Source organism: Kordiimonas sp. UBA4487, assembly GCF_002389025.1.
GTDB classification, from domain to species: Bacteria; Pseudomonadota; Alphaproteobacteria; order Sphingomonadales; family Kordiimonadaceae; genus Kordiimonas; species Kordiimonas lacus.
In genome coordinates, this window is record NZ_DGNR01000015.1 from 304329 (window position 1) to 329197 (window position 24869).

General features: G+C 57.9%; 22 protein-coding genes. 18 read left to right on the forward strand and 4 right to left on the reverse strand.

The window, feature by feature from the left end:
* Positions 1 to 22 precede the first annotated feature (22 nt).
* From fliQ to B3Z17_RS17915, 11 genes are all read left to right on the forward strand, one after another.
* On the forward strand, positions 23 to 289 hold the full coding sequence (gene fliQ, locus B3Z17_RS17865; protein ID WP_286831094.1) for a flagellar biosynthesis protein FliQ: 267 nt from the start codon (positions 23 to 25) through the stop codon (positions 287 to 289).
* Between the two features lie 3 nt (positions 290 to 292).
* Positions 293 to 1051 carry a flagellar biosynthetic protein FliR gene (gene fliR / locus B3Z17_RS17870; RefSeq protein ID WP_068306653.1) on the forward strand — a complete coding sequence of 253 codons (759 nt, stop codon included), beginning with the start codon at positions 293 to 295 and terminating at the stop codon, positions 1049 to 1051.
* Positions 1052 to 1054: 3 nt separating this feature from the next.
* A complete protein-coding gene (gene flhB / locus B3Z17_RS17875; RefSeq protein ID WP_286831097.1) occupies positions 1055 to 2134 on the forward strand; it encodes a flagellar biosynthesis protein FlhB in 1080 nt (359 codons plus the stop codon).
* A gap of 78 nt (positions 2135 to 2212) precedes the next feature.
* Entirely contained in the window at positions 2213 to 4603 is a 2391-nt protein-coding gene (locus B3Z17_RS17880; protein ID WP_286831098.1) for a hybrid sensor histidine kinase/response regulator, read from the forward strand.
* Between the two features lie 222 nt (positions 4604 to 4825).
* Positions 4826 to 5899, forward strand: a complete 1074-nt coding sequence (gene recA, locus B3Z17_RS17885) for a recombinase RecA (protein WP_349680337.1) — start codon at positions 4826 to 4828, stop codon at positions 5897 to 5899.
* Positions 5900 to 6088: 189 nt separating this feature from the next.
* A complete protein-coding gene (locus tag B3Z17_RS17890) occupies positions 6089 to 6937 on the forward strand; it encodes a TIGR02285 family protein (protein ID WP_286831100.1) in 849 nt (282 codons plus the stop codon).
* Between the two features lie 71 nt (positions 6938 to 7008).
* A complete protein-coding gene (locus B3Z17_RS17895; protein WP_286831101.1) occupies positions 7009 to 7494 on the forward strand; it encodes a hypothetical protein in 486 nt (161 codons plus the stop codon).
* 192 nt (positions 7495 to 7686) lie between these two features.
* A complete protein-coding gene (gene alaS / locus B3Z17_RS17900) occupies positions 7687 to 10335 on the forward strand; it encodes an alanine--tRNA ligase (protein WP_349680341.1) in 2649 nt (882 codons plus the stop codon).
* Between the two features lie 20 nt (positions 10336 to 10355).
* On the forward strand, positions 10356 to 11597 hold the full coding sequence (locus B3Z17_RS17905) for an ion transporter (protein ID WP_286831104.1): 1242 nt from the start codon (positions 10356 to 10358) through the stop codon (positions 11595 to 11597).
* Between the two features lie 67 nt (positions 11598 to 11664).
* Positions 11665 to 12441 carry a substrate-binding periplasmic protein gene (locus B3Z17_RS17910; protein ID WP_286831105.1) on the forward strand — a complete coding sequence of 259 codons (777 nt, stop codon included), beginning with the start codon at positions 11665 to 11667 and terminating at the stop codon, positions 12439 to 12441.
* Between the two features lie 122 nt (positions 12442 to 12563).
* The gene (locus B3Z17_RS17915; RefSeq protein WP_286831106.1) at positions 12564 to 13325 is read left to right on the forward strand and encodes a transporter substrate-binding domain-containing protein; all 762 of its coding nucleotides are present in this window, start codon (positions 12564 to 12566) and stop codon (positions 13323 to 13325) included.
* A 53-nt stretch (positions 13326 to 13378) separates the two neighbouring features.
* Here the strand turns inward: B3Z17_RS17915 and B3Z17_RS17920 are convergent, their stop codons facing one another.
* Together B3Z17_RS17920 and B3Z17_RS17925 are read right to left on the reverse strand one after the other, a co-directional pair.
* On the reverse strand, positions 13379 to 14593 hold the full coding sequence (locus B3Z17_RS17920; protein ID WP_068306633.1) for an NADP-dependent isocitrate dehydrogenase: 1215 nt from the start codon (positions 14591 to 14593) through the stop codon (positions 13379 to 13381).
* Positions 14594 to 14781: 188 nt separating this feature from the next.
* Positions 14782 to 15387 carry a TIGR00730 family Rossman fold protein gene (locus B3Z17_RS17925; RefSeq protein WP_068306631.1) on the reverse strand — a complete coding sequence of 202 codons (606 nt, stop codon included), beginning with the start codon at positions 15385 to 15387 and terminating at the stop codon, positions 14782 to 14784.
* A 197-nt stretch (positions 15388 to 15584) separates the two neighbouring features.
* Here B3Z17_RS17925 and B3Z17_RS17930 point away from each other — a divergent pair, with 197 nt between their 5' ends.
* Positions 15585 to 16589 (forward strand): LysM peptidoglycan-binding domain-containing protein, encoded by a 1005-nt coding sequence (locus tag B3Z17_RS17930; protein ID WP_074519486.1) that lies wholly within the window; start codon positions 15585 to 15587, stop codon positions 16587 to 16589.
* Positions 16590 to 16591: 2 nt separating this feature from the next.
* On the opposite strand, the gene B3Z17_RS17935 is transcribed toward B3Z17_RS17930, so the two are convergent.
* Positions 16592 to 17119 carry a hypothetical protein gene (locus B3Z17_RS17935; protein WP_286831110.1) on the reverse strand — a complete coding sequence of 176 codons (528 nt, stop codon included), beginning with the start codon at positions 17117 to 17119 and terminating at the stop codon, positions 16592 to 16594.
* A gap of 19 nt (positions 17120 to 17138) precedes the next feature.
* Complete coding sequence (locus B3Z17_RS17940) at positions 17139 to 17546, reverse strand: hypothetical protein (protein WP_286831112.1); 408 nt, start codon at positions 17544 to 17546, stop codon at positions 17139 to 17141.
* Between the two features lie 276 nt (positions 17547 to 17822).
* On the opposite strand from B3Z17_RS17940, the gene B3Z17_RS17945 reads away from it, so the two are divergent.
* The 6 genes from B3Z17_RS17945 to guaB all read left to right on the forward strand — a co-directional run bounded on the left by B3Z17_RS17945 (position 17823) and on the right by guaB (position 24864).
* On the forward strand, positions 17823 to 18515 hold the full coding sequence (locus tag B3Z17_RS17945; RefSeq protein WP_068306624.1) for a phosphatidylserine decarboxylase: 693 nt from the start codon (positions 17823 to 17825) through the stop codon (positions 18513 to 18515).
* A 25-nt stretch (positions 18516 to 18540) separates the two neighbouring features.
* Positions 18541 to 19308 (forward strand): CDP-diacylglycerol--serine O-phosphatidyltransferase, encoded by a 768-nt coding sequence (pssA, locus tag B3Z17_RS17950; protein ID WP_286831114.1) that lies wholly within the window; start codon positions 18541 to 18543, stop codon positions 19306 to 19308.
* Between the two features lie 176 nt (positions 19309 to 19484).
* Positions 19485 to 20366 (forward strand): SPOR domain-containing protein, encoded by an 882-nt coding sequence (locus B3Z17_RS17955; RefSeq protein WP_286831116.1) that lies wholly within the window; start codon positions 19485 to 19487, stop codon positions 20364 to 20366.
* Positions 20367 to 21204: 838 nt separating this feature from the next.
* Positions 21205 to 22539, forward strand: coding sequence for a Ppx/GppA phosphatase family protein (locus tag B3Z17_RS17960; protein WP_286831118.1), 1335 nt, complete (start codon positions 21205 to 21207; stop codon positions 22537 to 22539).
* Positions 22532 to 23245 carry an RlmE family RNA methyltransferase gene (locus tag B3Z17_RS17965; RefSeq protein WP_286831120.1) on the forward strand — a complete coding sequence of 238 codons (714 nt, stop codon included), beginning with the start codon at positions 22532 to 22534 and terminating at the stop codon, positions 23243 to 23245. The genes B3Z17_RS17960 and B3Z17_RS17965 overlap by 8 nt, the downstream gene beginning before the upstream one ends.
* A gap of 149 nt (positions 23246 to 23394) precedes the next feature.
* Positions 23395 to 24864 carry an IMP dehydrogenase gene (gene guaB, locus B3Z17_RS17970; RefSeq protein ID WP_068306613.1) on the forward strand — a complete coding sequence of 490 codons (1470 nt, stop codon included), beginning with the start codon at positions 23395 to 23397 and terminating at the stop codon, positions 24862 to 24864.
* Positions 24865 to 24869: the final 5 nt, after the last annotated feature.

A 24869-nucleotide genomic window follows, 5' to 3' on the forward strand; every position in this document is an offset into this window, starting at 1 on the left:
GCCGGGCGGGGGCGAGTATTCTATGGAAAGTGGTGACGTCATTGAAGTGGCGCGTGACGCCCTGATGACCCTTTTGCTGACAGCAGGGCCGATCCTGGCTGTTGGCCTGGGCGTTGGCTTGACGATTGCCTTCATCCAGGCGCTGACCCAGCTTCAGGAAATGACCCTGACTTTTGTTCCCAAAATCATTGCGGTGTTTGCCGTTTTGCTCCTCGCCATGCCTTACATGGGCCAAAATATGTCTGCACTGATGTTGCGCATTTCTGAACGCATCATCTCCGGCGGCTAAGCCATGCTGGGGGAAGTCCTTCCGGCAGAAGCATTCGGTTTCGTGCTCGTTGCAACACGCCTGATTGCCCTTGTTATGTTGATGCCGGTGTTAGGGGACCAGTCGGTTCCCGGTCGTATTCGGGCGACAATGGGGTTTGTGTTGGCGTTGGTGATCTATCTGGCCGTTCGCGAGAATCTGCCGCCAATGCCCGACAATGCCTTCGTTCTGGGTGCTCTTCTTGTCAGAGAAGCGATGATTGGAGCCGTCCTCGCGCTGGTTACCCGTATCATGCTTGCAGCAACTCACATCGCCGGTACGGTGATTGCGTTCCTGACAGGCTTAGCCGCAGCCCAGTCCTTCGACCCAAGCCAGGGTAGTCAGGGCGTTTTGGTCGGCGCGTTCATGACACTGGTTGCGGTCACGCTGATCGTTGTTTCGGATTTGCATCACCTCATGATCCTTGGAATGGCCCATAGCTACCTGAAGTTCCCGGTGGCGCTGGGCCTGCCTTATACGGATCTCGCCATGGTGATCGTTGAATATACCTCCAGCGCGTTCCTGCTGGGGTTTCATATGGCGGCACCGTTCATTGCGTATAGTATCATCTATAATGCAGGCTTGGGCTTGATTTCCCGTATGATCCCGGCCTTCCAGGTATTTTTCATCGGTATGCCTATCAACCTGTTTATGGGCTTTGCCTTGATGATGATTTTGATAGGCTCGATGATGGCACTCTTTATAGAGCGTTTTGAAGAACTGCTCGTGAGCTTTCTGGGGTAAAGAATGGCAGACGAAGACGAAAGCCAGAAAACTGAGGAACCGACGCCGAAACGCTTGCGCGAGGCCGAGGAAAAAGGTGACGTGGCCCAAAGCCAGGAAGTCAAAACCTTTTTCATGCTGGCCATTGCTGCCATTGTGATCGGAGCAGGGGGGGGCTTTATCGGTACGACAGTTGCGGATACGCTATATGTACATATGTCCACGCTGCATCTGATGGACACCGATCAGATTGGCCCGCTCGAAAGCCTGATGCCTACAATGTGGCGTGTGTTCCTGGTTCTGCTGGTGCCCTTTGGGGCGCTGGTGGTTGCCGCGCTCGCAAGCAATATGATGCAACATAAGACCACCATTACGTTTGAAAAGATCAAGCCCAGCTTCAAGAAGCTCAGTCCGATCTCCAACGCCAAGAAATGGGCGCCGGACAAACTGGGCGTGGAAGCCTTTAAACTGATCGCTAAGCTGACGGCCGTGTCTGCCGTGATTGTGATCATCGTCTATCCTGAGCGCGGCCGCATGGACACGTTGATGCTGTTGCCGGTTGTGGATGTTGTGGTGTTGATCCACTCCATGATCATCAAGCTGCTGATCGGTGTTCTGATTGTCATGGCTGTGGTTGCGGCCATCGACTTTTCCTACCAAAGCTATCAGCACATCAAGAAACTGCGCATGACCAAGCAGCAGGTCAAGGACGAGCACAAACAAACCGACGGTGACCCGAAGGTTAAGGGGCGCCTGAGATCCATCCGTATGGAACGGGCGCGCCAACGCATGATGTCAGCTGTCCCTGACGCCGATGTTGTGATCACCAACCCGACCCACTTCGCAGTGGCGTTGGAATATAAGCACGGCACCATGGATGTGCCGATGGTGGTGGCCAAAGGGGTCGAGGGGGTTGCCCTCAAGATCCGGGAAGTGGCGACCGAGCACGGCGTGCCGATCGTTGAAAACCCGCCGTTGGCCCGGGCGCTGTACGCGACCGTGGAAATTGATGAGGAAGTGCCGCCGGATCACTATAAGGCCGTGGCGGAAGTCATTAGCTATATCATGAAGCTCAGGCGGGCGGGGTTCAAACCATCGCGTTAACGGGCTTGCGTTCCCGCTCGGAGGGTGGCTACTCTCTGGGCCAGGTGGGCTGAACAGGGATCAAAGGGGTAGGCATATATGGAAAGCCGGTTGCCAAGACCGTTTCAGGAAGCGCTGCATCAAAGCGAGGCCAAGTCCGGTGTGAAACTGCTGACTGTCGCGCTGGCTGGCCTTATTGGCACCATCGGGATTGCGGCCCTGGTGGCCGTGACATGGGGCGCAGCGATTGCTGCTATCCTTGGCGGACTTCTCCTGATCGCGACGGCGCTTACGCTTCTGCGGGCGCTGGGCGGATTGCAGCAACCGATAGATCAAGTCGAGTTTGCCGACCGCGAGCTGGTTCAGACCCTTGTTTCGCTCGACCGGCGCGCGGTCGCACTAAGCGATTTCCGCGGCGAAATCACGGCCTCAAACGCGGCGTTCGACCGCCTCGCTATGGGGCGTGTGCGCATGATGGGCGACCTGTTTCGCAGCGACACAGTCAAGGAAGCGTTCGATAAAACGCTGGCGCTGGCGGCACAAACGGGCCAGTCGCGCGGCGTATTCGCCTGTGACCGCGCCGACACGGAAAAGCTGAAGCTCATTGGGCGACGGACCGGCTACCATATTCTGTGGCGCGCGTCCCGCGTGGGCGACCGCGAGCGGCTGGACCATGAACGCAAAATGATCGGCGACTGGGGCGCGCCACTGTTTGAACGCCTGGGCTGTGGCGTGCTGCTTGAGGATGCCTCAGGCAAAATTCATTATATCAACGATACGCTCCGGGAATGGATGGGGCTCAGCCCTGGTGAGATGCCGCTCAAGATTCAGCTGAAAGCGGGGGAAACCCAATTGCTGATCGGCAAGAAGCAACGGATGGACGTGGACGTGGTGGATATGCCGCTGCCGTCAAGAGAGGAAGACCGCAACCTGGGTCGCTACCGGTTTCTGCGCAAGCTGGATCAGATGCGGGGCCGTCTGGTGCCGGAAGACCGCGAGTTTCTGATCGATCCGATTTTTGATGCCGCCCCGATTGCCGTGGCCGTGGTCGCGCGCGACGGTGGGATCAAGGAATATAACCAGCCGCTGAAGCGCCACCCGGCCGGACAAGGCATTTCTGTGGGCTCCAGTGTACTGGATTTGGTGAAAGAAGACGACCGGGCCGAACTCAAGGAATTGATCGGCTTTGCCCATGACGGCAAGCCTGCCTCAACGCCGCTTGATGTGGTCTATGACGGTCAGCCTGAGCGGGTGGGGCAGATCTATTCGTCTGCCATTTCCAGGGGCGAGGAAACCTTCGCTATCCTCTATCTTATTGATACTACGCAGGAAAAAAGTCTCGAGCGACAGTTTGTTCAAGCCCAGAAGATGCAGGCGGTTGGCCAGTTGGCGGGCGGCGTGGCCCATGACTTCAACAACCTGCTGACAGCCATTATCGGTTTCTGTGACCTCCTTCTCGTGCGCCACGATGCGGGTGATCAGTCCTTCTCGGATATCATCCAGATCAAGCAGAACGCCAACCGCGCGGCCAATCTGGTGCGCCAGCTGCTGGCCTTCTCGCGCCAGCAGACGCTCAGGCCCAAGGTCCTGATGATGACGGACGTACTCGCGGAACTGTCCAACCTGATCCGCCGCCTGATCGGCGAAAACATCGAGCTCAAGGTCGTGCACGGCCGGGACCTGCAGCCGGTGAAGGTGGACCAGGGCCAGCTTGAACAGGTGATCATCAACCTGGCGGTCAATGCGCGCGACGCCATGCCGGGCGGCGGCAAGCTGGAAATCAAAACCAGCATGATCGGGCCCGATGACCCGCTGATCGAACGCTATGACGTGGTGGTGCCGGACGATTATGTGCTGGTGGAAGTCATCGACAGCGGCAGCGGCATCGCGCCGGAAAATATGTCGAAAATCTTCGAGCCCTTCTTCACCACCAAGGAAGTCGGGCAGGGCACGGGCCTTGGCCTCGCCACCGTGTACGGCATCGTCAAGCAGACAGGCGGCTTTGTGTTTGTCGAATCCGAGCTTGGCCACGGCACGCGGTTCCTCCTGTTCTTCAAGGCGCACGCCGCGGAGGCTGAGGTGGAAAGCGCCGCCCAGAAGCCGGAAGCCCCCGCGCGGGACCTCACAGGCAAGGGCACCATCCTGATCGTCGAGGACGAAGACCCGGTGCGCATGTTCGCCTGCCGGGCGCTCGCCAACAAGGGCTACAAGGTGCTTGAAGCCGCCTCGGGCGAAGCCGGGCTGGATATCCTCAACACCCACCCGGAACCGATCGATCTCCTGATCTCGGATGTGATCATGCCAACCATGGACGGCCCGACACTGGTCAAGGAAGCCAGGAAAAACCTGCCGAACCTGCCGGTTATCTTTGTTTCGGGCTATGCGGAGGATGTCTTCCGTCAGAACCTGGAAGCCGAAGAATTCCTGTTCCTGCCGAAACCCTTCTCGCTCAAGGACCTGGCAGGGCAGGTCAAGTCGATCCTCGGATAAAGGGAGCCCACAAGGGCACACAACAGGCAAAAGGGCACACGGAGGGCACACCCGTTGTGCCCTTTTTTGTTCCGCTGTTCCGGCCCTTGAGGGGCTATGAGAACAAAACAAGAATATTAGAGCTTGCCTAATGAGAACAAAATGGGTACAAGAGGGCAAGCGCAAAGGATTTAAATCATCCGTTGCAAGGGATATCAGCCTGTGGAATAAGGGAGCCCGATCATGGCAACAGCGGAACTACAGTTGGTAAAGGGAAACTCCATGGATAAGACAAAAGCGCTCGAAGCAGCGCTTGGCCAAATCGACCGGGCCTTTGGTAAAGGCTCTGTCATGAAACTGGGGCAGCGGGAATCGGGGATTGAGATCGACACCATCTCGACCGGCTCGCTCAATCTCGACATCGCGCTCGGGATCGGTGGCTTCCCCAAGGGCCGGATCATCGAAATCTATGGGCCTGAAAGCTCCGGTAAAACCACGCTGGCACTGCACGCGGTTGCAGAAGCCCAGAAGAAGGGCGGCATCGCCGCTTTCGTGGATGCCGAGCACGCGCTGGACCCTGTCTATGCCCGCAAGCTGGGCGTGGACGTCAATGAACTTCTGGTCTCACAGCCCGATACCGGCGAACAGGCGCTTGAAATTGCCGACACGCTGGTGCGTTCCGGCGCCGTAGACATCCTTGTGGTGGATTCGGTGGCGGCGCTGACACCGCGTGCGGAACTCGAGGGCGAAATGGGCGACAGCCATGTGGGCCTGCAGGCCCGGTTGATGAGCCAGGCGCTCCGCAAGCTGACGGCCTCCATTTCCAAATCCAACACCATCGTGGTCTTCATCAACCAGATCCGGATGAAGATTGGTGTGATGTACGGCAGCCCGGAAACCACGACGGGGGGTAACGCGCTGAAGTTCTATGCCTCTGTCCGCCTGGACATCCGTCGCATCGGCGCGATCAAGGAAAAAGACGAAATCGTTGGTAACGCGACCCGCGTCAAGGTGGTCAAGAATAAGCTGGCGCCACCCTTCAAGCAGGTTGAGTTCGACATCATGTATGGCGAAGGCGTCTCCAAGATGGGCGAGATTATCGACCTGGGCGTCAAGGCCGGCGTGGTTGAGAAATCGGGCAGCTGGTACAGCTACTCCAGCCAGCGTATCGGCCAGGGCCGCGAAAACGCCAAGCGCTTCCTGCTGGAGAACACAGACATCTCGAACGAGATCGAACAGCTGATCCGCAAGAACGCAGGCCTCGTCAATGAAGCCATGCTGGTAGATCCTGCGGTCGTAAGCGACGACGACAAATAAGTCCATGCGCGCAAGCGACATTGTGAAGAAGTAGAGAAAGCGGCTCTTCCGAGGGCCGCTTTTTGTTTTGAATGCGCAGACGGAGCTGTGTTGAAGGCGGCGTGTGCCAGGCGGATTTAAGGAAAAGTTAGCCATTCTGAGTTAGCGTAGCGTTTGCGTAACAGATGGGGTTCTGGGCTGTGGGGCAGTATGGCGATACGTTTTTTGTTTGTTCTTGTGCTTCTGCTCGGTGGCTCCGCGTCCCTTTTGGCGGCTGACAAGCCTGTCATTCATTGGCTCAGCCCGAATTTCCCCCCGGTCTTTATCGCTGACGGCCCACTGAAAAGGCAGGGCTATGGGGATCAGATCGTCCGCTATATATCAGAAAAGCTGCCCGACTACCGCCATGTGCCTGCAACCGCGAACCTGAACCGCACCTACAATCAAATGAAAATACATGACGGCGTCTGCAGCGTGGCTCTGTTTGAGACGCCCGAGCGGGCTGCCTTTGCCACCTTCAGCGATGTTGCCTATCATGTCATGACCAACCGTGTGGTGGTCATGAACCGAAACCTCCATCGCTTCAAGCCCTACCTGAATGCGGCCGGGGAGGTTGATATTGCACGGCTTTTGATGGCCAACGATCTTGCAGTCGGCGTTGTGCCGGACCGTTTCTACAGCAAAATGATCAATGATACACTCAAGACGATCGGCAGGCCGGACCATATGGTGGTGATCCCGTTTAACCGCTATGGTGCGCTCCTCGATCATGGCCGTATTGACTATACCTTTGGCTTTCCGGCGGAAGGCTATCACCAGTTCAGCAAGTTGGGGAAGGCGGAGGCCTTTGTGGCACTCCCGATTGCGGGGGCGGCCAGCTTCCAGTCCGGCGGCTTCAGCTGTAGCGACAAACCTTTGGGCCGCAAAGTGATTGCGGAGATCAACAGGTTGATCGCAACAGAAGACCTCACGGCCGTTTACGACGCCTTCTATGAACAATGGTTGGATGCCCGCTCCCTCAAAGACTATCGCAAACTCCGCGCCCAGATGGAGCGCTGATTTACAAGCAGTTCTGAAAGAATTGTTGTAGGGTTAAGGTCGTTTGATTGGTCTCGTGGAGGGGGAAGGGAATGAATAAAGGCGCAGAATTAGCATCATTGAGCGGGTCAATTTCTCTTGCTGAGGCAGTCCTACGAGGATTGTTTCTACTGAATGGTGGAGCTGCAATTGCCGTCTTGACCTTCTTGAGTAGTGCGGAGCTTCTATCGGATATGGCACTTGGTCTAGTTTTTAGTCTCCGCTTATTCATTGTAGGGCTAGTTCTGAGTTTGTTAACGGCAATAACTGCTTACTTTACACAGTTGACCATCACACATCGCATCGGATGGGAAAATTCGGAGCATATTCATGCAGGAAATCGGGATTATCACCTGCAGAAAAACGAAGTGAGTGAAGCTAAGAATGAGGAAAGGTTAAGACTGAAGGCCAACGATACAGCGGCCAAGTTATATCGGAAGGAAAATGTTGGCATATGCGCTTCCTTGTTTCTGGCGATTGCGTCTTTGGCAGGGTTCTCGTGGGGGGCCATAACTGGAGCTGAGGCTTTGATTTCTTAGTTTTGGCGTTTTGAAGTTCAAAACTTAACCATGTCCGATTTCATATGCATGCGTGATGCTCCCAAAGCTTGCCTTGCCCCCATACTCCCGCTAAAACGGCGGTAAGCACCGGTGCCGCCAGAATGGGCTAACCCCATGGTGGCGCCTGAATTTTGTTTTCGAGGACTTGAGGCCAATTCCATGACCGCACCAATCACTGGCGCCAACGACATCCGCAAGGCGTTTCTGGACTATTTCAAGGGGCAGGGCCACCAGGTGGTGCAATCCGCGCCGCTGGTGCCGCACAACGACCCGACGCTGATGTTTGTCAACGCGGGCATGGTGCCGTTCAAGAATGTGTTCACGGGCGCGGAAACCCGCGACTATAACCGCGCGGCCTCGAGCCAGAAATGCGTGCGCGCCGGCGGCAAGCACAACGACCTCGACAATGTGGGCTACACCGCCCGCCACCACACGTTTTTTGAGATGCTGGGCAACTTCTCCTTCGGCGACTATTTCAAGGAAGAGGCCATCAGCCACGCCTGGAACCTGATCACACGCGAATATGGTCTCAACAAGGACAAGCTGACCGTCACCGTGTTCCATGAGGACGATGAAGCCTTTGACCTGTGGAAAAAGATCGCGATGCTGCCGGAGGAGCGCATCATCCGCATCGCCACATCAGACAACTTCTGGTCCATGGGCGACACTGGCCCGTGCGGTCCGTGTTCCGAGATTTTCTATGACCATGGTGACCACATCTGGGGTGGCCCTCCGGGCACACCGGAAGAGGACGGCGACCGGTTCGTGGAAATCTGGAACCTCGTGTTCATGCAGTATGAGCAGCTGGCCTCCGGCGAGCGCATCAACCTGCCGAAACCGTCGATCGACACGGGCATGGGGCTGGAGCGTATTTCTGCCGTGATGCAGGGCACGCACGACAACTATGAAATCGATACCTTCAAGGCCATCATCGCTGCGTCCGTGAACGCCACGGGTGCCGGTGAGAACGACAAGACGCGCGCATCCCACCGGGTGATCGCCGATCACCTGCGGGCCTGCAGCTTCCTGATCGCCGACGGCGTGCTGCCGTCCAATGAAGGCCGGGGTTATGTGCTCAGGCGCATCATGCGCCGCGCCATGCGCCACGCCCATATGCTGGGCGCGAAGGACCTGGTGATGTACCAGCTGGCACCAACGCTGATCCGCGAAATGGGCCAGGCATTCCCGGAGCTCGGGCGCGCCGAACGCCTGATCGAGGAAACGCTGAAGCTTGAAGAAGGCCGCTTCCGCCAGATGCTGGACAAAGGCCTGAAGCTGCTGGACGACGAACTGACAAAAATTGGTGACGGCGCCGAACTACCAGGCGATGTGGCCTTCAAACTGTATGACACCTACGGCTTCCCGCTTGACCTGACGCAGGATGCGCTGCGGTCCCAGGACCGCACAGTGGACGTGGAAGGCTTCAACGCGGCCATGGAAGAACAGCGTGCCAAGGCACGCGCTGCCTGGTCCGGCTCCGGCGACGCTGCGACTGAGAAAGTCTGGTTCGATATCAACGACGAATTCGGCGCGACTGAATTTGTTGGCTATTCGACTGAACAGGCCGAAGGCAAGGTGGTTGCGCTGGTGAAGGACGGCGCACGCGTGGACGCCGCGGGCGAGGGCGACGAGGTGATGGTTGTCACCAACCAGACGCCTTTCTACGGCGAAAGCGGCGGCCAGATGGGTGACACCGGCACCTTCAAGGGTGAAGCGGTTGACGTAACGGTTACCGACACGCTGAAGATGGTTGGCGCCCTGCATGTTCACAAGGCCACCGTTACCAAAGGTGACCTGAAGGTGGGCGACACGGTTGAAATGCATGTGGACGGCGAGCGCCGGGCCAAACTGCGGGCCAACCACTCCGCGACCCACGTGCTGCATGAAGTGCTGCGCCGCGAACTGGGCGAGCATGTCACGCAGAAGGGGTCGCTTGTGGCACCGGATCGCTTGCGGTTCGATATTTCGCACCCCAAGGCCATGACGGAAGACGAGCTTGCCGCCGTTGAGCGCGAAGTGAACCGCATAATCCGCGAAAACGCGGCCGTTGAAACGCGGCTGCTGAGCTACGATGACGCGATTGAAGCGGGCGCCATGGCCCTGTTCGGCGAAAAATATGGCGACGAAGTGCGCGTGGTATCCATGGGCGACGAAGCAACCAGCAGCAAGCCGCACTATTCGGTTGAGCTATGTGGTGGCACCCACGTCAAGCGCCTGGGCGATATTGCGCTGTTCACCATCCTTTCGGAAGGTGGCGTGTCCGCAGGTGTGCGCCGGATTGAGGCTCTGACGGGCGAAGCGGCGCTTGAGCATCTTCTGGGCCAGCAGAAGCTTCTGAAGGAAGCCGCGGCTCAGGTGAAATCCAGCCCGGCTGAGCTGCCGGAGCGGATCGCTGGCCTGCAGGCCGACCGCAAGGCACTGGAGCGCGAGCTTTCGGAAGCCAAGAAGAAAGCGGCCCTCGGGGGCGGCGGTGCATCCGGCCCGACCGCGAAGGATGTCGGCGGCATCAAATTCCTTGGCCAGGTGCTGGACGGTGTCAGCCCGAAAGACCTGCGCGGCCTGGCGGACGACGCCAAGAAATCCCTGGGCAGCGGCGCCGTGGCGTTCGTGGCTGTCAATGACGGCAAGGCGGCGCTTCTGGTGGGCGTCACCGACGACCTGACGTCAAGCTTGAGCGCGGTCGACCTTGTGCGGGCCGGTGTTGTTGCGCTGGGCGGCAAGGGCGGAGGCGGACGGCCAGACATGGCGCAAGCCGGTGGCCCTGACGGCGCGAATGCCGCCAAGGCCCTTGATGCCATCGAAGCGGCGATCGCCGGCTAGGGCGCAGGGAAGGCAAAATCATGACAACGCAGACGGCTCGCCAACGCACTTACAACTTCCTCGAGATGGGAAGCTTTGCGGGGCGGAAAGCCGCTGTGTTCGAAGGTTTCATGATTGCCTTGATCCTTCTGAATGTATTGGCTGTTGTACTGGAAACCGTCGACAGCTTATGGCAGGCCTACAGCCCCTGGTTCCGGGCGTTTGATGCAATTTCCATTGGCATTTTCACGGTCGAGTATCTGGCCCGTGTCTGGGCCAGTGCCGAGCGCGAGGCCGTCCCCGGCGACACGGTCCTGGGTCGGCGCATCCGCTATATCTTTTCGCCGCTGGCGCTCATCGATCTGATCGCCATTATCCCGTTCTATCTGGGGCAGATGACAGGGCTTGACCTGCGGGCGCTCCGGATTTTCCGGCTTCTCAGGCTCCTCAAGCTGGTGCGGTATTCACCTGCGCTGTCGTCGCTGGCGCGCGTGATCTATGCCGAACGGCAGGCGCTTCTGGCGGCCATGGTGATCATGGTGGGGCTGGAGGTGTTTGCGTCCACGCTGATGTATCTGGTGGAACGCGAGGCGCAGCCTGAAGTGTTTGGCAGCATTCCGGCAGCGCTCTGGTGGGCCCTGGCCACCTTCACCACAGTGGGCTACGGTGATGCCGTGCCTGTGACAGATCTCGGCAAGGTCATTGGCGGGGTGGTGATGATCATGGGGTTCATCTTCTATGCTGTGCCTATCGGGATTATCGCCTCAGGCTTCACGGACGAAGTACACCGGCGTGAATTCGTGGTGCCTGTTGGCGTGGTGGATGACCTGCCAGCGCTGAGGAAGCTGCCGAAGGATATCGCCAAGGAGCTGGCGTCGCGCGTTCGGTCTGTCACGATGGTGCCCGGCACAGTGCTGACCCGCCGAAGTGACCGGGACAATGGCATCTATTTCATCCTGTCGGGCGAGATTACGGTCTTTTATCACCACAGGGCCATCCCCTTGAATGCAGGGGATTTTCTGGGGGAATGTTCGCTCATCAGTGACCGCGGCGCACAGCCGGCGTCTGTCGCGCGCAGCCGCTGCCGGGTCATGTGGCTCGACAGCACCGAGTTGCAGATTCTGATGTCCATCTATCCGCCGCTTCTGGACGAGTTGCGGGAGTTTGCCACTCGCCGGTTGATCGATCTTGTGGAAGATGGTCTGCTGAGCAGCGAAGAGCGCGCCACCATGATTGCCCACTATGATCATTGGGTGGGGCTCGCCCGGTCACCGCAAGTGTGATAAGCTGCGTTTAACTATCCGTTCGTTCTAGAGAATCCAGGAGCATGCGTCGGTGAAATCCTCCCTGATGCGCACAGTAATTTTTCCTTTCGCCTATCTGGCCGTGGCCATGGCGCCACCCTCGGAAGCAAGCGACACGATCGCTTTTCTTTATGAGGATTACCCGCCTTATACCTTCCAGCAAGAGGGCAAGGTTGTGGGGACCGTCGTGGCGAAAGTCGAAGCCATTGCGGCGGCTGCCGGCCTGACGGTTAAGTGGCGGCAGGCGACCTTCAGCCGCATGCTCCGCAGCATTGCAAACGGCAAGGGTACTCCTCCAGTGTGCATCGCGGGGTACGGAACAACGCCGGAACGGGCCGCGACATCCTGGATCAGCAAACCGTTTGCCATGTCGTCCGGTTCCGGGATTGCCGTGCTGAAGGATAATCTGGAAAAATTCAAGGACCACGAATCCATTGTCGACATCCTGACGGATAAGGCGATCAGTGGTGCCTTCCTGCAGGGGGCCACATACAGCGACGTGCAGACGCCCCTCATTGAAGCGGGCAGGGAGCGCCACCTGTTCATCGGTGGCGACGACAATGACCTGGCGGTTATGGTGGTGCGTGGGCGCGTGGATTTCGCCATGGTCAACCCGGACCAGGTGGAATACCTGCAAAGGGCTCTGCCGGGCGGGCAGCAGCTTGTCGCGCTGAAACCCAAGGGGATGCGACCGCCGGGGTCCGAACACATCCTGTGCAGCCGAAACCTGCCGGAGGGGATGAGGGACCGTATCAATGAAGCCATCGAGGCGCTGAAGCTGCTCCCCGGCATGGACGCGCCTGAGCGGGATACAGACCAGTAACCGATTGCGGACTTCACGGCACCGCAGGCCGCCTGCCACAGCCATTCTGCCACTTCGCAACTGAACATCTTTCATGTATGATCCATACATCCTGTGCAAATTGGGGGCGAAAGGAGCTAGCTGTGCGTCAGATTTCGGCGTTCCTGTACCTGTTTGCGCTGTCGGTATTCCTCATGGGCCAGGAAGCATCCAAGGCCGAAGAAGGCGGGAACACTCTCGTTTTCCAGTTTGAAGATCATCCGCCATTCCTGGAGAAAACACCCGAAGGTATTGGCGGATCGTTCGGCAAATTCGTGAATGCGGCTGCGGCGCAGGCTGGCATCGGCCTCATCTGGCAGGAGCGGGCTTTCCGGCGCACGCGCCGCGACCTGGAGGAAGGCAAGCAGCCGTTTTGCGTTGCTGGCCACAGCTATGACGCGGACCGGGCGCCCAAATTCCACTATACGCCGGCGATCGGGACGTTTGGCCGGTCCGGTCTGCTGGTCCGCACCGCGGATATCCAAAAATTTGAAGCGCTTTCATCCGTTCAGGCCCTGTTCGAGACAACCGATCTGGCGGGCGGCTTTATCGCAGAGGCGAAATATGCAGTGCCGTTTCGCCCCTATCTGGCAAACAGCCGGGGCAAGCATCTGTTTGTTTCCACCAGCCATGAAAACCTGGTCCAGTTGCTGGTAAGGGGACGGATCGACTTCCTGTTTGAAAATGAAATGATGGCGCCGCTGCACCGCGCAGCAACTGCTGGCGGGGAGGCCCTTGGGTTTGTCTCGCTGCCCGACATGCCAAAGGCACGCAAAGCGTATGTGATGTGCACCCAGGCTGTTGACCCCGGGCTTCTGGCGCGCCTGGACGCTGCCATTGAAGCCGCGGCAGATGTGAGGCATTAAAAAAAGCCGCCCCGGAATAGGGCGGCTTTTCTGATTGCTAACCGGTGAGGGGCTTAGCCCAGCTCGGCTTTCAGGTTCTCGTCGATCTTGTCGAAGAACTGGCCTGTGGTCATCCAGCTTTGGTTCGGGCCGATCAGGAGCGCCAGGTCTTTGGTCATGGAGCCGGTCTCAACGGTATTGATACATACCTTCTCAACCGCTTCCGCGAACTGGGTTACCTCAGGCGTACCGTCCATCTTGCCGCGATACTTCAGGCCGCGTGTCCATGCGAAGATGGAAGCGATCGGGTTCGTGGACGTTTCCTTGCCTTCCTGGTGCTGACGGTAGTGACGGGTAACCGTGCCGTGTGCGGCCTCGGATTCAACCGTTTTCCCGTCAGGCGTCATCAGAACGGAGGTCATCAGGCCGAGCGAGCCGAAGCCCTGGGCCACGGTGTCAGACTGCACGTCGCCGTCATAGTTCTTACAAGCCCATACAAAGCCACCAGCCCATTTCATGGCACATGCGACCATGTCATCAATCAGGCGGTGTTCGTATGTGATGCCGGCATCCTTGAACTTGTCCTGGAATTCGTTTTCGAACACTTCCATGAACAGGTCCTTGAAGCGGCCGTCATAGGCCTTCAGGATCGTGTTCTTGGTGCTGAGGTAAACCGGCCACTGGCGGTTCAGGCCGTAGTTCATGCAGGCACGGGCGAAATCGCGGATGCTGTCATCCACGTTATACATGCCCATGGCAACGCCCGATTCCTGGAATTCATAGACTTCGCGCTCGATGGCTTCGCCGCCGTCGGCTGGCTCGAACTTCATGGTCAGCTTGCCTTTGCCGGGCACCAGGAAGTCAGTCGCGCGGTATTGGTCACCAAAAGCGTGACGGCCGATAACGATCGGCTTGGTCCAGCCTGGAACCAGACGCGGTACGTTTTTCATGATGATCGGCTCACGGAATACGGTACCGCCCAGGATGTTCCGGATGGTGCCGTTCGGGCTGCGCCACATCTTCTTGAGGTCAAATTCCTCAACGCGCTGCTCGTCCGGGGTGATGGTTGCGCATTTCACGCCCACACCATGTTCCTTGATCGCGTTTGCAGCGTCGATCGTGATCTGGTCGTCTGTCTCGTCACGCTTTGTAACCGACAGATCATAATAGAGAAGCTCTACATCAAGGTATGGCTGGATCAGACGTTCGCGGATCCACTGCCAGATGATGCGGGTCATCTCATCGCCGTCAATTTCCACGATCGGGTTTTTTACGGTAATCTTGCTCATAGTTCCCTCAAATTTATTTTTTTCCCAAGGGGTAGTATCGCGCCGGGGAGAGGACCGGTGCGGAATTTGGGCGCACCCTATCACCAGAACCTGCAGAGTTGAAGGCCCAACCGCACTAAAAAAACGACTTTTTGCTGTTTTTATCGCAATCAGCCGGGTTTTCTGCTGTCAGCGTTGTCAATGCAGGCTTAAAAGAGTTCGCTTCTGGCGTCAGATGGGGCGGTCTCCATCTGTTTCAACAGCTCGATTGCGTCTTCTGCCGTTTCGACCACGCTGAGAAGTGTCGCATTCTCAGGCGCCGCGAAACCGGCCTCAACCACGTTCGAGACCAGATCAACGAGCGGCGTCCAATAGTCTTCATGGTTGATCAGGATGATCGGCTTTCTGTGCAGGCTCAGTTGCGCCCAGGTCATGATCTCGAACGTCTCGTCAAGCGTCCCAAGGCCGCCGGGCAGGATGACAAAGGCGTCAGACCGGTCAAACATCATCTTCTTGCGTTCATGCATATTCTGGGTGACGTGCAGTTCCGTCAGCCCGTCCTGGGTGATTTCAACCGCGTCCAGATGCTCAGGGATAATACCAATCACAGGCGCGCCACCGTCGCGGGCGGCGCGGGCCACCACGCCCATCAATCCTATGCTGCCGGCACCATACACAAGGCCCAGGCCAGCGCCTGCGATCCGGCCACCCAGGTCTTTCGCAAGTTGCTCATAGGACGGTTTATTGCCCATTCGTGACCCACAATAGACACAAACATTACGGATTGTGGTTGTAGGTTGGGGTGTCGACTTCATACAATACCTCACAAGAGATGGTGACCTGGTGGCCAAATTGGGAAAAACCCGCTAATTCAGGGTCATAAAGTTTAGTTGTCAAAGTTTTGACATGTTTTTAATAAATTCATCTTTCATTATATAGGCCCGATTGTTAAGGCTTTGTTGAACAGGATGTATGGTGAGTTATGGGCCCACTGGAAAGCAAGAGCGATGATATGCGCCGAATTGCCATCGGTGCCGTAAGTGCGGCCATTGGTGTCGGCGCTATCCTCTACGTGCTTTTCTCAGACGAGCCCGCGCCGCAAACGCCTGCATCCCCCACAGAAGTTTCCGAGAACCAGCCGACAGCGGAACAGGCCCAGAAGCCTGTGCCTGAGTTTGATCTTGTGCGAATCTCGCGTGGCGGTACCGGTGTGATTGCCGGGCGCATGGCGCCGGGCGCCCGCATTGAGCTGTTCGCGAACGGTAAGATGGTCTCGCAGGTCACTGCCGATGAAAACGGCGAATGGGTGATGATTCTTGAAGAACCGCTGGACGCTGGGTCTGTGGAACTGAACCTGAAGGGCCGCGAACGCGACGGGGCCGAGGTTTCTGAGGCCGACAACGTGGTGGTGGTTTCCGTACCCGAGCGCGACAATCAGCGTTTTCTTGAGCGTGAACAGAACGGCGTTGTGGCCGTGCTGACGCCGAAAAGCGGTGAGGGGGCTTCAACCGTCCTTCAGAAGCCGGGCGTGGCTGCCTTTGGCGAAGTGGGTGAAAGTCTGAGCGTGGACACCATCGATTATGGTGACGGCGGCGACCCCATTGTTGCAGGCCGGTCGCTTCCGCGGGTGGATGTGCGGCTGTATCTGGACGATGTATTCGTTGGCAACATGCGCGCGGGCGACGAAGGCCGCTGGCAGATTGCGCTGACGGGCCGGCCGCTGTCGCCGGGGCGCCATGTGATCCGCGTCGACCAGACGATTGGTGACGGTCAGGTGCAGCTCAGGATCGAACAGCCGTTTGAAGCCGGTCAGGCCATTGACCCAGAGGTCGCGGAAGGTGGCGTGATTGTGCGCCCGGGCAATACCCTGTGGCAGATTGCGCGCCAGCTTTACGGCTCCGGTGTGCGCTATACCGTGATTTTCCGCGAAAACAGCGAACAGATCCGCGACCCGGACCTGATTTACCCCGGCCAGATGTTCCGCCTGCCGCTCAACGACGAAAAGCCCACGGGCTAAGGCTAGAGTGCCCTATCTTGGCTTACCGGAATCCAAAGAGTCCCAGATCGCGAAAGCCAATCAATTTTATCAGAAGTAAAATGGTAGGATAGTTCTATTTGCTGAGGTAACAGGGTAGTTTCCCCACCTAAAAGGCGGCCCATAGTTTCTGTATTTTCGTCACCAAACAGGTCATTTGAATATAACGCTAATGACTCGCAGTCGGAAAATATCCGGGCTGTAATGGGTTGTCCTTGTGATAGGAAGAGGTAGCCAGAGAAGCTGTTTTTCAAGATCCTAATTTCGGCGGCCGCGCTGAGGAACTCGCGATCTTGAAAATCAATGTGTCTGTCCGTTGCATATAGCGGATGGGAGTTCGTTTGTTCCATCTTGGAGAAAAGGTTTTCTCTTAACCATACTGGGGTTAACTGTGGAAAGTCATCAAGCTCTTTTGGCTCGTAATATTCGCACCACACCAGGAAACGTTTAAGGTGAGCCTCAGAGAGCTCGCCAAAAAACATATGGAAGTCGCCGCGGCTCACCAGTTGCATGTGATGTATCGTCCTAAACCTAAACCGCCTTCAGGTGAGACCTGAGCGCCCGCAGGTGGCTTTCTGATTCCAGCAATATCAGCGTCAGCGCGCCCACCAGGTCATTGCCCTGAAGCTTCTGGTTGGTGGCTGTCACGCTGTGGTAGGTGACATCGCCTGTCTTGCTGATCTTGTAGGCGCCATCAATGCCGCGGTTGGTGGAATAGACCCGCTCGATCGCCATGGTGCGTTCCGCGGCATTCTCAACGGTGAAATACAGGCGGCCCAGCTTGGCATCCAGCTTGATGATCCCGGCGCCGTCCTGGCCGGTGTCTGCTGTTGCATGAAATTTGATGCCTTCCCAATCGAACTCAAGCTGGTCGAAGGCAGGATCGTCGAGGCTGTCGAGGTGCCCTTTGACCTTCTGCAGCGATTCGTGAAGTTTCATGTTGCCCCGTTTCCAAATACGCCAGTTTACTTAGCTGCCCCGCGGCCTGATCGTTTCGGGTGAATGCTTCCCCTTGCCGCATCAACAGGATCGCTGTGCGGGCTTAAACAACCGTTAAAGGCCTCCTATTTCTTTTGCTGTATCCGCTTCATCTGGACAAGATTTTTTTTCAGGCTCATGCGGAAAGCGGGTCACGCAGGTCGTCAGACTTGACGTGGAGGCTTCAAATCGCCAGTGTGTGCCAAATTTACCTACAAAAGAAGAAGGTTGCCGCCGATGAAGGCTATGGATGTAGTAATGACGCCTATCCACAAGGAAGGGCACATGTTTGTGGCAATTTTCTTTGCCGTGTCTGTTGGCCTGTTTTTCCTGTCGGAACCTCTTGGTTGGGCCGGTCTGATCCTGACCGGCTGGTGTCTTTATTTCTTCCGCGACCCTGAACGGGTGGTGCCGGATGAAAAGGGCGTACTTGTAAGCCCCGCCGACGGCACTGTGTGCCTGGTGATGGAAGCGACGCCGCCTGCAGAGCTGGGCATGGGCGATGAGCCGCGCACCCGCATTTCCATCTTCTTGTCGGTCTTTAACGTGCATGTAAACCGCGCGCCTGCGGCGGGGGAGATCACGAATGTGGCCTATGTTCCGGGCAAGTTCCTGAACGCTGCCGCGGAAGAGGCCAGTGAAGAGAATGAACGCCAGTTGATTCGCATGACCACGGAAGACGGCCATGACATTGCCTTTGCCCAGGTTGCGGGCCTTGTGGCACGGCGTATCCTGTGTGATCTGGAAGTGGACCAGACGGTAGAGCGCGGCGAGCGCTTCGGCCTGATCCGTTTTGGCAGCCGTACGGATATCTATCTCGACAAGGGCCAGAAGGCGACTGTTGCCGTGGGCCAGACCATGATTGGCGGCGAAACCATCATCGCCCGCAAGGCGCCAGCGCGCCGCAAAGCTGCCAGCGCTGACAAGTAAGATCAGGTAGCGGGGAGCAAACCACATGGGCGGTGAAAAACGGGCACTATTGTTCAAGAAGATCTCGATCCGGACGATCCTGCCGAATGTGGTGACGCTCCTGGCCTTCATGTCAGGGCTGACGTCGATCAAGTTCGCCCTGGCCGACAAGTGGGAGCTGGCGGTCTTTGCCATCCTGCTGGCGGGTATCTTTGACGGTCTTGACGGAACTGTTGCCCGGCTTCTGAAAAGCACCAGTCGCTTTGGTGCCGAGCTGGATTCGCTTTCGGATGTGGTGTCCTTTGGGGTGGCGCCGGCCGTGATCCTGTATCTGTGGGTGCTTGAGGGGCTTGACCGGCTCGGCTGGGCTGTGGCGCTGATTTACGCCATCTCGATGGCGCTCAGGCTTGCGCGCTTCAATGCCAAGCTGGATGACGAGGAAGAGCCCCGCAAGCGCCTGGGTTTCCTGACCGGTGTGCCGGCACCCGCGGGCGCAACGCTCCTTCTGATGCCGCTCATCGTCGATTTTGCACTTGAGGCCGTAACGGTTCAAAATTACGGCCTGGTTGTTTCCGCCTATGCGGTTGTGGTGGCTGTTCTGATGGTGTCGACCATCCCGACCATCTCGCTTAAGGCCTTCCGCGTGCCCAAGGCCTGGTTTGTGCCAGTGATGCTGGTCATCGGCATTGTCATCGCGGGCCTGTTCGTTCGTACCTGGGCGGTGCTGATTATCATTGCCATCGCGTATCTTTCCAGCATGCCGTTTTCTTATGTGGCCTACGAGCGCCGGCGCAAGCACAAGCAACTGGGTTGATGTGACCAGCCGGTAGGGGCTGCGCCTTTTTGCCATTCGTGGTATCATTGTCTTTATCGCCTTTATTGGCACTCCCTTTGCATATTCCACTGCTGAAAGAGACTGCCAAGTGAGGCATGGATGCAGCTTAGCCTTTGAAAATAAAGGTGAAAAGCAATGTGTAGAAAGGCGTGATCATGACACAGGGACTTAGCGCACCCACAGTATTTCCCAGAAAAGGGGCAATTGTTGCCTGCATGGCGCTGTTGACCAGCGCGTGTGGCGGCACCGGCAATCTTTGGCAGGGCGAGGAAGTTCTCGTTGAAGCCCGGCAGGTAACGCTGGAACGCAGCGTTGAAGGTGTTTCGGAAGATAACCGTGACCTCAAGGACCGCTTCAACGCGCTCGAGCGTCTCTATGTGGACCTGGTGAAGCATGTTAGAAGCCAGGATCAGGCGCTCTCAAACATGGAACAGAAGCTGGCGTCCCTGCAGAAAGATCCGGAAACCGAAGCAGCCCTTCGCCGTGTCAGGAATGACCTCTCCGGCGTTCGCACCGAAATCAAGTCGCTTGAAAACCGTTTGTTCTCCGTTGAGATGATTGACCGCAACGCGGCTTACCAGACCAAAGCGCCCGGCAAGACACAGCAACAACAGCAGTCGTCCCAGCCCCAGGCCGCGTCGCAGCCGGCTGTAGATAACACCCAGACAGCGCCAACAGGCACGTCGCAGACGGGTGCCGACGTCCAGACGGGTACGATTGACAACGGTACGCCGGCAACCAATGACGCACAGGACGACAGCCGTACCTATTATGGTGCGCATCTGGCGTCCTACCGGTCGAAGGACCAGGTGGACAGCGGTTGGTCAGCCCTTTACCGGGCGTTCGCAAGCCAGCTTGAAGGCCTTAGCCCGCGCATCTATACCCAGAACCAGGAAGGTATTGGCACATTCCTGCGCCTGATTGTGGGGCCGCTGGAGCGCGAAGAAGATGCCGAACTGCTGTGCGACAACATCCGCGCCGTGGGGGGCGAGCAATATTGCCGTGTGTCCGAATATCAAGGCGAACCGCTTCAGTAAGCCTTCAGAAAATCAACTGATGTTGAAATGAGCCGCCGTTTTCACGCCAAACGGCGGCTTTTTTATATCTTTGGTAAAAAAAGACGCAAAATTATGAGAAGCGACCTTGACAGAACCGACCAAATCCTATGGGATGCTGCAACCTTCACCGAATTCAGACTGGGATTGATCCATCTGGGGAGGTACGATCAATCTTCTGGCGCCCACGGATTAGGCAGCCACTGACGGAGAAGGCCGGGCACACCTGGGGGTTCGCTCGGATTAGGCGCGGTGCTTCAACCACCTTGTGGTTTGTTCGCCGCGCCTCTTACTTATGTCGGATAGAGTGTCGCCATCAGGATAGCCGCCGCGTGAACACGCAGGCGGTTTTTTCATGCCCGGACAGCACAGGGCTGGCGGGCAGGTGAGACGGCCCGGATAAGCCGCCCAAACCCAGAGTGCCTAGCGCTGGAAGAAAAGCGGGTCCGGAATTCGGGACTGGGGCTGTACGCGTGAACGAGGGGCCTTGGGCAGTTGCTTGCGCAGATGCTTCCACATCACGGACGCCCCATCCTGCATTGCGGCCATCCCCAGGCCCCCCAGCAAGATAAACAGCAAAAGAATGAGCAAATGTTCAAATCCAGGCATAGTGTCCTCCGTTCATCTTTTGTTCTTCTATCTCGGGAAATGTGGCCCGTCAAGAACAAAAGTGGAACACGGTGATATTCTGCAATTCGTTACATCTGAAATTTATTGCGCTCTGTGGCGCGCTGGTGCTAAAGATAGGGCAAGTGAGCAGAGCAGCCGAAGCCCCATCAGCCAGGCGCCTGCGACAAAAAAAGATAACAAGAGAAAAAGTATGTCGTTAGACCCACAGGCCCCATCGGCCGGGGCCGCGCCGGGCACCTCTCCTTCGGGAGGCCAGGCGGAGCACCAACAGAAGAATTCCGGCAAAAAACGCCGACCCCGCCGCCGCAGACGCGGTACCAAAGGGCAGGATGCGGCGCAAGCCAAAGGGCCGGGCCAACCTCAAGCAGCGCCAGCAAAAGGTCAGGGCGGCTCACGGCAGCCGGACCGGCCAGCGCGACCCGCGCAGCCTTCCGCCGCCCCCGCAAAGAAACAGACAGGCAGGCAGCCACAGCCGCCCCTGCGCGGTGTCTATAGCGCCATTGACCTGGGCACCAACAATTGCCGCCTGCTGATCGCCCGCCCCACGCGCGGCGGTTTCCGCGTCATCGACGCCTTCTCGCGCATCGTGCGTCTGGGGGAGGGGGTCTCTTCGAACAACCGCCTCTCTGATGAAGCGATGGACCGCACCATTGAGGCCTTGAAAGTCTGCGCTGAGAAAATCGCGCGCCGGGGCGTTACCTGCATGCGCCATGTGGCAACAGAAGCTTGCCGTGTGGCTGACAATTCTGACGAATTCATCGCGCGCGTGAAGCGCGAAACCGGCATCAACCTGGATGTTATCTCGGCGGGCGAGGAAGCCCGGCTTGCGGTGATGGGCTGCCAGTCGCTGATCGCGCCCGGTAACCGGAACGCGCTGGTGTTTGATATTGGTGGCGGATCAACTGAGCTGATCTGGGTGCGGGTGCACCCGGGGCAGCGCACGGAAATTTCCGGCTGGATGTCCATTCCCTGGGGCGTGGTGAACCTGTCTGAAAGCTTCGGCCGGCCCGGCGAGACTCTGCCGATCGAGCATTACAACAAGATGGTCAAGCTGGTGGTGGACCACCTGCAGGCCTTTGAAGATGCGCATCAGGTCTCTGATGTGGTCAGGAAACGCAAGACCCAGTTCCTGGGAACCTCAGGCACTGTGACGACGCTGGCGAGCCTGCATCTCAACCTGCCGCGCTATATCCGCGAGAAAGTGGACGGCGCCTGGATGAAATCGCAGGATATTCACGCCCTGTCACGCCGGGTGGCCACCATGACGCATGATGAACGTGCCGCCCAGGTTTGTATTGGCCCGGAAAGGGCTGACCTTGTTGTGGCGGGCTGTGCTATTCTTGAAGCCATCCTGGGGATGTGGAAGGTGCCAAGCCTACGCGTGGCGGACCGCGGCATCCGGGAAGGCATTCTGCGCGGCCTGATGCAGATGGAACAACCGCCCCGGCGGGCGCGCCCGCTTTACCGCGGCGACAAGACTCAGCAGGGCGACAGGGCACAAAAAAGGGTAGAGAAGAATGGCTAGTGGCTGGAACAAGCAATCGAACACCCGGAGCCGGGCGCGCGGTGCCAAGGTCCGCGTCAAGACGGCGCGTGGCCGCAAGAACAGCTCGACCCGCTGGCTGCAGCGTCAGCTGAACGACCCCTATGTCGCCGAGGCCCAGCGCCTTGGATACCGCTCCCGCGCGGCCTTCAAGATCAAGGAGCTGGCGGAACGCTATAATCTCTTCAAGGGTGTCAAACGTGTGGTGGACCTGGGCTGTGCCCCCGGCGGCTGGACGCAGGTGCTGACAGAAGAACTGAAAGACGGCGCTCAGATCATCGGCATCGACATTCAGGAAGTCGAGCCGATCCAGGGTGCCGACATCTGGGTGATGGATTTCCTGGCTGAAGACGCCGAGAAGCGCCTGATGGATGCCCTTGATGGGCCGGCTGATCTTGTCTTGTCTGACATGGCCAACTCGGCCACCGGACACCGCCAGACAGACCAGATCCGTACCATGGCGCTCTGCGAAGCAGCGCTTGATTTTGCCGTCAAGGTGCTGGCACCCGGCGGTACGTTCGTGGCCAAGGTACTGCAGGGCGGGGCCGACAATGACCTGATACTGGCGCTCAACAGGCACTTCACCAGCGTCAAGCACGCGAAGCCGCCGTCAAGCCGGCAGGATTCCAAGGAATGGTTCGTGGTGGCGACCGGCTTCAAGGGTCGAAAAGAGGCCGTTTCCGAATAGTTTTCATCTGATTTTCCTCTGGGTGAAGTTTAACGTTGATTTTTGGGCGGCCTTCGGGGTATTGAACGGCGAATATCTTAATCCGGCGGGGCAATTTTGGGCCCCCAAAGCGCGCACAATGCGCCCACAGTGAAAGCAGGATCGCCCTAATGGATATTCGCCTCGGCCTTACTTTTGATGATGTTCTTCTTGTACCGGCAGCCAGTGATGTCATGCCTGCGCAGGTGGACGTTCGTACCAAAATCACAAAATCAATCGAACTGAACCTGCCGCTTCTTTCCGCGGCGATGGATACCGTAACCGAATCCCCTATGGCGATTGCCATGGCGCAGGCGGGCGGTGTTGGTGTGCTGCACCGGAACATGACCGAAGAAGAGCAGGCCGAAATGGTCCGCCAGGTGAAGAAGTTCGAAAGCGGCATGGTGGTGAACCCGGTGACAATGCACCCGGATGAGACCCTGGCCGCAGCCATGCGCCTGATGACGCAGCATAAGATTTCCGGGATTCCGGTGGTTGAGCGCAACGGCGCTGTTGGCCCCAAGAAGCTGGTCGGCATCCTGACCAACCGCGATGTACGTTTCGCCACCAATATGGAGCAGCCGGTTTCCGAGCTGATGACCCGTGATGTGGTGACCGTAAACGAAGGCGTTTCCTTTGAAGAAGCCAAGGGCCTCTTTCACCAGCACCGGATCGAGAAACTGATCGTTGTTGACGAAGGCTACCGCTGTGTGGGCCTGATCACGGTGAAAGACCTTGAAAAGGCTGTCGCCAACCCGAACGCCGCCAAGGACAGCAAAGGCCGCCTGCGTGTGGCAGCTGCGACAACCGTTGGCGACAAGGGCTTTGAGCGCGCCGGCATGCTGGCAGACGCCGAATGTGACCTGATCGTGCTGGATACGGCCCACGGCCATTCTTCCCGCGTGATCGAGCAGGTTGCCAAGATCAAGAAAGCCTTCGGTAACGTCCAGCTTGTTGCAGGTAATGTCGCAACCGCTGACGCCGCCAAGGCACTGATTGATGCGGGCGCCGACTGTATCAAGGTTGGTATCGGACCAGGCTCCATCTGTACCACGCGGATCGTGGCCGGTGTGGGTGTGCCGCAGCTGACAGCAGTTTCCGACGTTGCCAAAGTGGCGTCCGCCCAGGGCATTCCAATCATCGCAGACGGTGGCCTGCGCACGTCTGGTGACGTGGCCAAGGCCATTGCCGCTGGTGCGAACGCCTGTATGGTGGGTTCACTGCTTGCAGGCACCGAAGAAGCGCCGGGCGAAGTGTTCCTCTATCAGGGCCGGTCCTACAAGGCATACCGCGGCATGGGCAGCGTAGGCGCCATGGCGCGCGGCTCTGCAGACCGTTACTTCCAGGATGATGTCAAGGACACGCTGAAGCTTGTTCCGGAAGGCGTTGAAGGCCAGGTGCCATACAAAGGCCCATCGGCTGCTGTGCTGCACCAGCTGATTGGCGGCCTGCGGGCTTCCATGGGCTATACGGGCGCGAAATCCATCCCGGAAATGCACGAAAAAGCGCAATTTGTTCGCATCACCAATTCGGGGCTGAAGGAAAGCCACGTGCATGATGTGACGATCACGCGTGAATCCCCGAATTACCCTGCGAAATAAGCTGG

Coding starts and splice junctions, on each gene's coding strand:
- B3Z17_RS17930 (WP_074519486.1), top strand. CDS start 15,585: ATGCGCCGAATTGCCATCGGTGCCGTAAGTGCGGCCATTGGTGTCGGC.
- B3Z17_RS17925 (WP_068306631.1), bottom strand. CDS start 15,387: ATGAAGTCGACACCCCAACCTACAACCACAATCCGTAATGTTTGTGTC.
- fliR (WP_068306653.1), top strand. CDS start 293: ATGCTGGGGGAAGTCCTTCCGGCAGAAGCATTCGGTTTCGTGCTCGTT.
- B3Z17_RS17890 (WP_286831100.1), top strand. CDS start 6,089: ATGGCGATACGTTTTTTGTTTGTTCTTGTGCTTCTGCTCGGTGGCTCC.
- B3Z17_RS17935 (WP_286831110.1), bottom strand. CDS start 17,119: ATGCAACTGGTGAGCCGCGGCGACTTCCATATGTTTTTTGGCGAGCTC.
- guaB (WP_068306613.1), top strand. CDS start 23,395: ATGGATATTCGCCTCGGCCTTACTTTTGATGATGTTCTTCTTGTACCG.
- B3Z17_RS17955 (WP_286831116.1), top strand. CDS start 19,485: ATGACACAGGGACTTAGCGCACCCACAGTATTTCCCAGAAAAGGGGCA.
- B3Z17_RS17945 (WP_068306624.1), top strand. CDS start 17,823: ATGAAGGCTATGGATGTAGTAATGACGCCTATCCACAAGGAAGGGCAC.
- fliQ (WP_286831094.1), top strand. CDS start 23: ATGGAAAGTGGTGACGTCATTGAAGTGGCGCGTGACGCCCTGATGACC.
- B3Z17_RS17905 (WP_286831104.1), top strand. CDS start 10,356: ATGACAACGCAGACGGCTCGCCAACGCACTTACAACTTCCTCGAGATG.
- B3Z17_RS17920 (WP_068306633.1), bottom strand. CDS start 14,593: ATGAGCAAGATTACCGTAAAAAACCCGATCGTGGAAATTGACGGCGAT.
- B3Z17_RS17965 (WP_286831120.1), top strand. CDS start 22,532: ATGGCTAGTGGCTGGAACAAGCAATCGAACACCCGGAGCCGGGCGCGC.
- recA (WP_349680337.1), top strand. CDS start 4,826: ATGGCAACAGCGGAACTACAGTTGGTAAAGGGAAACTCCATGGATAAG.
- B3Z17_RS17895 (WP_286831101.1), top strand. CDS start 7,009: ATGAATAAAGGCGCAGAATTAGCATCATTGAGCGGGTCAATTTCTCTT.
- B3Z17_RS17910 (WP_286831105.1), top strand. CDS start 11,665: ATGCGCACAGTAATTTTTCCTTTCGCCTATCTGGCCGTGGCCATGGCG.
- pssA (WP_286831114.1), top strand. CDS start 18,541: ATGGGCGGTGAAAAACGGGCACTATTGTTCAAGAAGATCTCGATCCGG.
- B3Z17_RS17880 (WP_286831098.1), top strand. CDS start 2,213: ATGGAAAGCCGGTTGCCAAGACCGTTTCAGGAAGCGCTGCATCAAAGC.
- flhB (WP_286831097.1), top strand. CDS start 1,055: ATGGCAGACGAAGACGAAAGCCAGAAAACTGAGGAACCGACGCCGAAA.
- B3Z17_RS17960 (WP_286831118.1), top strand. CDS start 21,205: ATGTCGTTAGACCCACAGGCCCCATCGGCCGGGGCCGCGCCGGGCACC.
- B3Z17_RS17940 (WP_286831112.1), bottom strand. CDS start 17,546: ATGAAACTTCACGAATCGCTGCAGAAGGTCAAAGGGCACCTCGACAGC.